Raw genomic sequence first — 8,770 nt, forward strand, 5'->3', positions numbered from 1 at the left:
ACACCCGCTGGGTGTGCCCCCGGCGTGGGCCGTGGTGGTCACGCGGGGCCGTTGTGCTACCCAGGGGGGTTTTTTTCAAATCCGGGGGGTGGGTGCAGGGGCGGCCCGGCCGGGGCCGGCCGGGACGCCGGGCGGTTCACTGGCCGGTGGTGCCGAGGACCGAGCCGAGGGCCGAGGTCAGCTCGCGGACCGTGGCCGCGTCGAAGAGCAGCTCGATGTCGAGCTCGCAGCCGAGTTCCGCCTCCAGCCGGGAGAGCAGGCGCAGGGCGCGCAGCGAGTCGCCGCCCAGTTCGAAGAAGTCGTCGTCCGGACCGACCTCCGGCACTGCCAGGACTTCACGGAACAGCCGGGTCACCAGCGCCTCGTGGTCCGCCGCCACGGCGGGCCGGCCGGTCGGCGCGGGCTCGGTGGTGGACTTCGCCGGGGTGGGCAGGGCGAGCAGGTCGGTCTTGCCCGCCGGGGTGAGCGGCAGCTCGGTGAGGACGGTGACCGCTTCGGGGACCATGTACGAGGGCAGCGAGCGGCGCAGCTCGCCCTGGAGCCCGAGGGCGTCGAACGGGGCTCCCCGTTCGGCGGGCACCACCCAGGCGACCAGGCGGTCCTCCCGTTCGGCGACCGCGGCGCCCGCCACCGCGGGCAGGGCGAGCAGCGCCTGCTCGATCTCGCCGGGCTCGATCCGGTAGCCGCGCAGCTTGAGCTGGCGGTCCATCCGGCCGAGCAGCTCGATCCGGCCGTCGGGCAGGCGGCGGGCGTGGTCGCCGGTGCGGTACATCCGGCCGCCGGTGAACGGGTCGGTGACGAACCGTTCCGCCGTCAGCTCGGGCCGCCGCCAGTAGCCCTGGGCGACGCCGTCGCCGCCGATGCACAGTTCGCCGACGCAACCGACCGGCAGCAGCCGGCCGTCCACGGTGTCCAGGACGTGCAGCACGGTGTTGGAGATCGGGCGGCCGACGGTGACCCGGGTGGTGTCGGCGGTGATCGGCTCGACGCTGGAGTACACGGTGGTCTCCGTCGGCCCGTACATGTTCCACACCGAGGAGCCGCGCTCGGCCAGTGGTGCGGCCAGGTCCGCCGGGAAGGCCTCGCCGCAGCTGTAGAGCCGGGGCCGCCCGGCGCCCTGCCAGCCGGACTCCAGCAGCGCCCGGTAGCGGGAGGGGGTGGCCTGCACCGCGGTGATGCCGTGCTCCACGGTGTAGCGGTCGAGCTCCCGGCGGCTCAGCCCGAGGGTCTGGCCGCCGACGTGGACCGTCCCGCCGACCGCGAGCGGCACCAGCAGTTCGGCGAGCGAGGTGTCGAAGCTGAGCGTGGTGAGGGCGAGGAAGCAGGTGTCGCCGTCCAGGCCCGGGTGACGGCGGGCCAGGCTGTCCACCAGGTTCGCCAGCGCCCGGTGGCCGACGGCGACACCCTTGGGGCGGCCGGTGGAGCCCGAGGTGAAGATCAGGTAGGCGAGTCCTTCCGGATCGGCGCCCGGGAGATCGTCGGCGGCCGGGGAGGGCGAGAGGTCCACGGCGGCGAGGTCGACGACGGTGCCGTCCCAGCCGGCCAGTGCGGGCACTCCGGTCGCGTCGACGAGCACCACGGCCGGCGCGGCGTCCTCCAGGACGAGGCCGATCCGCTCCACCGGGTGGGTCGGGTCGAGCGGGACGAACGCGGCCCCGGCCCGGGCGACCGCCAGCGTCGCGGTGACCAGGTCCACGCAGCGGCCCAGGCAGATGCCCACCCGGTCCCCCGGCCGCACCCCGTGGTCGGCCAGCCACCGGGCGAGGGCGTCCGCCCGCAGGTCCAACTCCCGGTAGCTGTACCGGGTCTGCGGGTCGATCACGGCCGGATGGTCGGGCCGGCTGCGGACCGCCTCGTCGATCAGCCCGGCGAGCAGGGTCGGCGGCTCGCTGCGGTCGACCTCGGTTCCGTTCCAGGTGTCCAGCTGCCGGGCGCGGGTCTCCTCGGTGACGTCCAGCAGCTCCCCGACGGCACGGCCGGGTTCGGTGGCGAAGCGGGTCAGCACGGCGACGACGTGGTCGAGCAGCGCCCGCGCCTCCTCCGGGGTGATCCGGCCGGCGTCCACCACCGCCTGCAGCTGCATTTCCGCGGCGGCCCGGACGACCAGGGTGACCGGGTAGTTGGTCCGGGTCTCGTAGCGGACGTCGCTGACCGTGACCGCGCCGTGGGAGAGCACCGCCTCCGTCCGGTCCGGGTAGTTCTCGACCACCACGACGGTGTCGAACAGCGGCACGCCGGGGGCCGTCTCGGCCCAGCGCTGGATGTCGGTCAGCGGGGTGTGCTGGTGGTCCAGCACGGGGTGACGGGTGGCGGCGTGGCCGGCCAGCCAGGCGTCGCCCGGCAGGTCCCGGTCGATCCGCACCCGCACCGGGACGGTGTTGATGAACATCCCGAGCATCTGCTCGGCGCGGTCGAGGCCGACCGGGCGTCCGGAGACGGTCACGCCGACCACCACGTCGTCGCGGCCGGAGTGACGGGCGACCGTTCCCGCCCAGGCCGCCTCGACCAGGCCGCTGAGCGTGGTGGCGTTGGCGGCGGCCAGGCGCCGGAGCGCGGTGAGGGTCTCGGCGGGCAGTTCCGCCCGGACGGTCCGGAACTCGCCGGACGGCTTGGCGCCCGGGTGCATCCCGGGCAGGGTCAGCGCCGCCGGCTCGCGATAGCCCGCCAGGTAGCCGGTCCAGAACTCCCGGTCGCGCTCCGGCTCCTGACGGCCCAACCAGGCGATGTACTCGCGGAAGGCGGGCGGCGCGGGCAGCTCGGCCGTGTCGCCGGACAGCCCGGCGGTGACCTCGGCCAGCAGCAGGGCGGCGGACCAGCCGTCCAGCAGCAGGTGGTGGTACGTCCACACCACCAGGTGCTCGCCGGGCAGGCGCAGCACCAGCAGCCGCATCAGCGGCGGCCGGGTCAGGTCGAAGCGCTCGCGGGCCCGCTGCTCCAACTCCTCGGCGACGGCCGCCGCGCGGGCCGCGTCGTCCAGGCCGGTCAGGTCGCGGAACTCGATCGGCAGGTCCGCCTTCGGCAGCACCACCTGGTGCGGGGTGCGGATCCGCTCCCGGACGAAGGCCGTGCGCAGCACCGGATGCCGGGCGATCGCCCGCTGCCAGGCGGCGCCCAGCACGGCGAGGTCCAGCTCGCCGTGCACCCGGAAGGTCGTCAGCTCGACGTAGAGGCCGTGCTCGGGGGAGGTGGTGCTGTGGTAGAGCATCCCCTCCTGGGTGGGCGAGAGGGGGTAGATGTCCTCGATGTCGTTCACTTGGTGTCCTCTCCTGACCGGAACAGGGCGAATACCCGGGCCAGGTCGTCTTCGCTGAGATCCGCGTCCGAGAAGGCCTCGCGCGGCCCCGGTGCGGGGGCCGGGTCGGATCCGGCGGGAGCGGTGGGCGGGGCTGTGGTGTCGGGCGCGGGCGCGGCGGCCGGTTCGCGGTCCGTGCGGAGCCGGGCGGCGAGCTGCCCGACGGTGGGGTGGGCGAAGAGGTCGCCGGGGGAGACGGCCAGCCCGAGCCGCTGGAGCTCACCGGTGATCTGGACGATCAGCAGGGAGTCGCCGCCGAGCTCGAACAGGCTGTCGTCCGGGCCGATGTCGGGCACCCCGAGCAGTCGGGACCAGACCGCGGCGATCCGCTCCTCCAGCTCCTCGGGCGCGGTCGGCCCGGGCTCCGGCGGCGCGGTGGCCTCCGGGGCGGTGCGGGCGGCGCCCGGGGCGGTCGCGGTGGTGGAGCGGGGGCTGACCAGCACGTGCGGGAGGTGACGGTTGGCCAGGATCCGATCGAAGGCCAGCAGGCCCTCCCGGGTCGGGATGCCGCCCCGCTCGGCGGCGGCACCGGCGGTACCGGCCGTCACACCTGTGCCGTCCGGGCCGGGCGCCGGGGCCGGGCGCAACACGAAGCCCTCGACGATCACGCTCGGCGTGCCGTCCGGCCCGGCGACGGTGACGTCGACGACCAGGGTGCCGCCCGCCCCGACCGCCCCGGGGCGGCGGACCACCCGGACCACCGCGTCGGGGCCGAGCGGGCCGAGCACCACCAGCCGCCGGTAGGCCACCGGCAGGTGGCTCCCGGTCCGGGCGGTGACCGCCCCGGTGGCGGTGTCCAGCAGCGCGGGGTGCAGCGGGTGCGCGGCCAGGTCGCCGTGGAAGCGCTCGGGAAGCTGCAGCCGCAGCATCGCCTCGGGCGCATCCCCGGCGGAGCCCTCGCGGACCTCCAGCACGCTCTCCCAGCGCGGTCCGGTGCGCAGCCCGCTGGCCCCGGCGGGCTCCCGGCCGGCGGCCGGGGCGACGGGGGCGCAGCGGCCCGCGAGCGCGTCGAGGTCGAGGCGCTCGGGGGAGCCGCCGCGGTACGGCGCGATCCGGCCCTGGGCGTGCGGCCTGGACGGCGCGGCGCTGGAGCGGACCTCCCACAGGTGGCCGCCCTCGGGCGCCGGACGCAGCCGCAGGGTGACCTGCGGCGGCTGGTCGGCGGGCAGCCGCAGCGGGTGGGTGAAGACCGCGTCCAGTTCGACCGGACCGTCCCCGAGCGTCAACCGGTGCCCGGCGACGGCGAGTTCGAGCAGTGCGGTGCCGGGCAGCACCGGGACGTCGCCGATCCGGTGTTCCGCGGCCGGCCACTCGGTCTGCTCCGCGCGGCGCAGCCGCAGCTCCACCGTGCCGTCCGGCTCGGTGCGGCGGGCGTCGAACAGGGCGTCGTCCAGCGCCTCGCCGCCGTCGAGCCAGTCCCGCAGCCCGGAGCGGACCGCCATGCCGGTCTGCGACCAGCGGTCCCAGCCGATCGACACGGCCGCCGGGCTGCCGGTGGCGAAGCTGTCCAGGAAGGCGTTGGCCCCGGTGTAGTCGGCCTGGCCGACCGCGCCGGTGACCGTGAGCGCCGAGGAGCAGAGCACCAGCAGCGGCCGGTCCCGGGCCGTCAGCCGCTCCAGCAGGACGGTGCCGAGGACCTTGGGGGCGAGCACCCGGGCCATCTCCTCGGGCCCGCGCAGGGCGGCCACACCGCCCCCGGGCACCCCGGCGGCGTGCACCACCCCGGCGAGGGGGCCGTACGCGGCCCGGACGGCGTCGAGGGCGATGGCCAGCGCGGCCTCGTCGGTGACGTCGGCCTGGACGAGGCAGAGCCGGGCGCCGTGGGCGGTCAGCCCGGCGAGCGCCTCGGCCAGCTCCGGCGGGCAGTTCCGCGCCGGAGCACAGCCCGCGGGCCGCAGGCTGTGCCAGCCGTCGCCGTCGGGGACGGCGCGGCGGGTCAGCAGCACGAGGGTCCGCGCGGGGTCCTCGGCGAGCCGGCCGGCCACGGCCAGGCCGATCCCGCCGAGACCGCCGGTGACCAGCCACGGGCCCGCGGGCAGCGCGCGCTGCGGGGCGTCCGGGTCGGTGAGCACGGGCCGGTCCGGGGCGGGCACCAGGTGGGCCCGGCCGCGGACCGCGGTGAGCGGCGCGGGCGCGAGCTCGGAGCACAGCCGGGCCACCACCGCGTCGGCGGCCAGGGCGAGTTCGGCGGGCTCCCGGGTGGGGCAGTCCAGGTCGAGCGCCTCGGCGGTGAGGCCGGGCGCCTCCTGCGGCAGCACCCGGACGGCGCCGAGCCCGGCGGCGGCCTGCGGGGTGCGGGCGGGCTGCCCGTTGACCCCGTGGGCGTTGTCGGTGACCAGCAGCATCCGCAGCGGCCGGCCCGGGAAGGCCTCGCCCAGGGCGCGGGCCAGCTGGACCGGGACGGTCAGCGCGCGCAGGGCGCCGTCGGCCGCCTCGCCCGGGGTCGCCCGCGCCAGCGCCGGCTCGTCCAGGGCGAGGCAGGAGACCACGGCGTCCGGCGGGGTGCCGCGCCCGGCCAGGGCGGCGGCGAGCGCGGAGTGCGCGGCGGCGTCGGCGGGGTCGAGGGTGAGCGCGTTCGTCTCCTCGGCGGCCGCTCCGTCGGCGGCCCGGACCACGGTGACGGCGGCGCCGGCCGCGGTGAGCCGCTCGGCGACCGGCCCGGCGAGCCCGGCGTCGTCGGCGAGCAGCAGCACCGAGGCCGGGACGGGCCCGGTGCCGACCGGCGGGAGGGCCGCGGTCCAGGACAGAACGTGCAGCCAGGAGTCCACCCCCTCGGCGGCCGGGACCGGCGCCGGGGCGGCGGGTCCGGCGGGGGCAGCGGGCGGCGCGCTGTCCTCGGCCGGCTCGAACCAGTGCCGGACCGGCTCGAACGGGTAGCCCGGCAGCGATGCGTGCCGACGCCCGGCCCGCTCGCCGAGGGCCGACCAGTCGAGCTCGGTGCCGCGCTCCCACAGCCGGCCCAGCGCGGTGAGCCGGGCGGGCGGCGGCGTCCCGTCGGTGGCCGCGTCCAGGGTGGGCAGGGCCGGCCGCTCGGTGCCCAGGGTCCGCACGGCGAAGCCGGTCAGGCCCCGGCCGGGGCCGAGCTCCAGCAGCGGGCCGTCGCCCGGCAGGGCGGCGAGCGCGTCGGCGAAGCGCACGGTGTGGCGCAGCTGGCGCGCCCAGTACTCCGGAGAGACGGCCTCCTCGGCGGTCAGTTCACGCCCGGTCAGGCCGGAGACCACCGGCAGGGCCGGGGCCTGCGCCGGGACGCCCGCCACCAGCCGGGCGAACTCGGCCAGCAGCGGCTCGGCGTCCCGGGTGTGGAAGGCGTGCCGGACGGCCAGCGGCCGGGCGGAGACGCCGCGCGCGGCCAGGCGTTCGGCCAGCCGGGCCACCGCCTCGGGGGTGCCGGCCGCGACGCAGCGGTCCGGCGCGTTGACGGCGGCGAGCTCCGGGCCCTCGGGGAGGTCCAACAGCGCGCGCAGCTCCGCCTCGGGCAGCGGGACGCTCAGCATCGCGCCGGGCGCCATGGTGCCCATGAGCCGGCCGCGCTCGGCCACCAGCCGGGCGGCGCCGGGCAGTTCGAAGACCCCGGCGGCGCAGGCGGCCGCGAACTCGCCGACGCTGTGGCCGGCCAGCGCGACCGGCCGCAGGCCGAGCGCCGTCCACCACGCGGTGAGCGCGTACTCCACCGCGAACAGGGCCGGCTGGGCGACCTCGGTCCGGTCGAACAGGTCCGCGTGGGCCGGGTCGAGCAGCAGCGCGCGCAGCGGCGCGGCCGTCCACGGGCGCAGGGCGTCCAGGCAGCGGTCGAGCGCGGCGCGGAAGACCGGTTCGGCGCGGTACGGCTCCGCGGCCATGCCGGGGCGGCCGGCGCCCTGGCCGGGGTACAGGAAGGCGACCCCCCGGCCGGTGGCGGCGGCCCGGACCGGGCGGGAGCGCAGCTGCTCCCCGGGGCCGGTCAGCACGGTGCGCCGCCACGGGTGGTGCCTGCGCCTGGTCTGCAGGGTGAACGCGGCGTCGGCGGCCGCGGGCGCGGCCGGTCCGGCCAGTGCCGCGTCGAGCCGCTCGGTGGCCCGGTCGAGCGCCGCCTCGGTGCGGGCGGACACCGGCAGCAGCTCCCACCCGCCGGTCGGCCCGGCGGGCGTGGCGGGCAGCGGGGGAGCGTCCTGGAGAACCAGGTGGGCATTGGTGCCGCCGATGCCGAAGGAGCTGACCCCGGCGACCCGGGTGCCGTCCGCGCCGGTCCACGGCTCGGCCTCGGTGAGCACCCGGAACAGGCGGGGGTCCAGCTCGGGGCTGGGGCTCTCGAAGTGGACGGTCGGCAGCAGCGTGCGGTGCTGCAGTGCGAGCACCGTCTTGATCAGCCCGGCCATCCCGGCGCAGGTGTCCAGGTGGCCGACGTTGGACTTGACCGCGCCGAGCACCCGGCGGGAGTCCGGCGCGTCGCCGAACACCCGGCCCAGTGCGGCGAGTTCGATCCGGTCGCCGAGGGCCGTCGCGGTGCCGTGCGCCTCGACGCAGGAGACCTCGCCGGGCGAGACCCCGGCCACCGACTGGGCCGCGGTGATCACCCGGACCTGGCCGTCCAGGCTCGGCGCGGTGAAGCCGACCTTGCGGTTGCCGTCGTTGTTGACCGCCGAGCCGAGCAGGACGGCCCGGACGGTGTCGCCGTCGGCGACCGCGTCGGCCAGCCGCTTGAGCACCACCACGCCGACGCCGCTGCCGAAGACCGTGCCGGTCGCCGTGGCGTCGAAGGGGCGGCAGCGCCCGTCGGCGGACAGGATCCCGCCCTCGGCGTGCAGGTAGCCGAGCCCCTGGCCGACCCCGGCGGAGACGGCCCCGGCCAGCGCCACGTCGCACTCGCCGCTCAGCAGCGCCTCGGCCGCCAGGTGCACGGCGACCAGGGCGGAGGAGCAGGCGCTCTGCACGCTCAGGCTGGGGCCGGTCAGGCCGAGCCGGTAGGAGGTCTGGGTGGCGAGGTAGTCCTTGTCGCCCGCGGCCAGCCACTGGACCTCGGCGCGGTCCGCCAAGTGTGCGGCGCGGGGCAGCAGTTGGTGGGTCAGGTAGGAGTTGAAGCCGGCCGAGGCGTAGACCCCGACGCCGCCCTCGACCCCGTCGGTCGGCTGTCCGGCGTCCTCCAGTGCGGTGACCGCGCACTGCAGGAACAGTCGGTGCTGGGGGTCCATCAGCTCGGCGTCCCGGGGCGGGATGCCGAAGTACTCGGCGTCGAACTCCGCCAGGCCCTCCAGGACGCCGCCGGCGCCCACGAACCGCGGGTCGGCCAGCCGTTCGGCCGGGACGCCCAGGGCGGCCAGCTCCTCGGGGGTGCGGAAGGTGATGTTCTCCCGGCCCGCGACCAGGTCGGCCCAGAAGGTCCCGGCGTCGGGGGCGCCGGGGAACCGGCAGGCAAGGCCGGTGACGGCGATCGCGTCCGGCAGGCCCGGCACTGCGGTGGCCGGCCCCTCGGGGGCGTGGGTGGACATCGGACTGTTCTCC

At 77.4% G+C, this 8,770-nt stretch carries 2 protein-coding genes; both read right to left on the reverse strand.

Annotated elements, in window-relative coordinates; all coding sequences use genetic code 11:
- Positions 1-136: 136 nt before the first annotated feature.
- A complete protein-coding gene (locus ACIBEC_RS39720) occupies positions 137-3,253 on the reverse strand; it encodes an amino acid adenylation domain-containing protein (RefSeq protein WP_396290132.1) in 3,117 nt (1,038 codons plus the stop codon).
- Complete coding sequence (locus tag ACIBEC_RS39725; protein WP_360504456.1) at positions 3,250-8,757, reverse strand: SDR family NAD(P)-dependent oxidoreductase; 5,508 nt, start codon at positions 8,755-8,757, stop codon at positions 3,250-3,252. Before ACIBEC_RS39725 ends, ACIBEC_RS39720 begins: the two co-directional genes overlap by 4 nt.
- Positions 8,758-8,770: the final 13 nt, after the last annotated feature.

Source organism: Kitasatospora sp. NPDC051164, from assembly GCF_044455625.1.
GTDB lineage: Bacteria > Actinomycetota > Actinomycetes > Streptomycetales > Streptomycetaceae > Kitasatospora.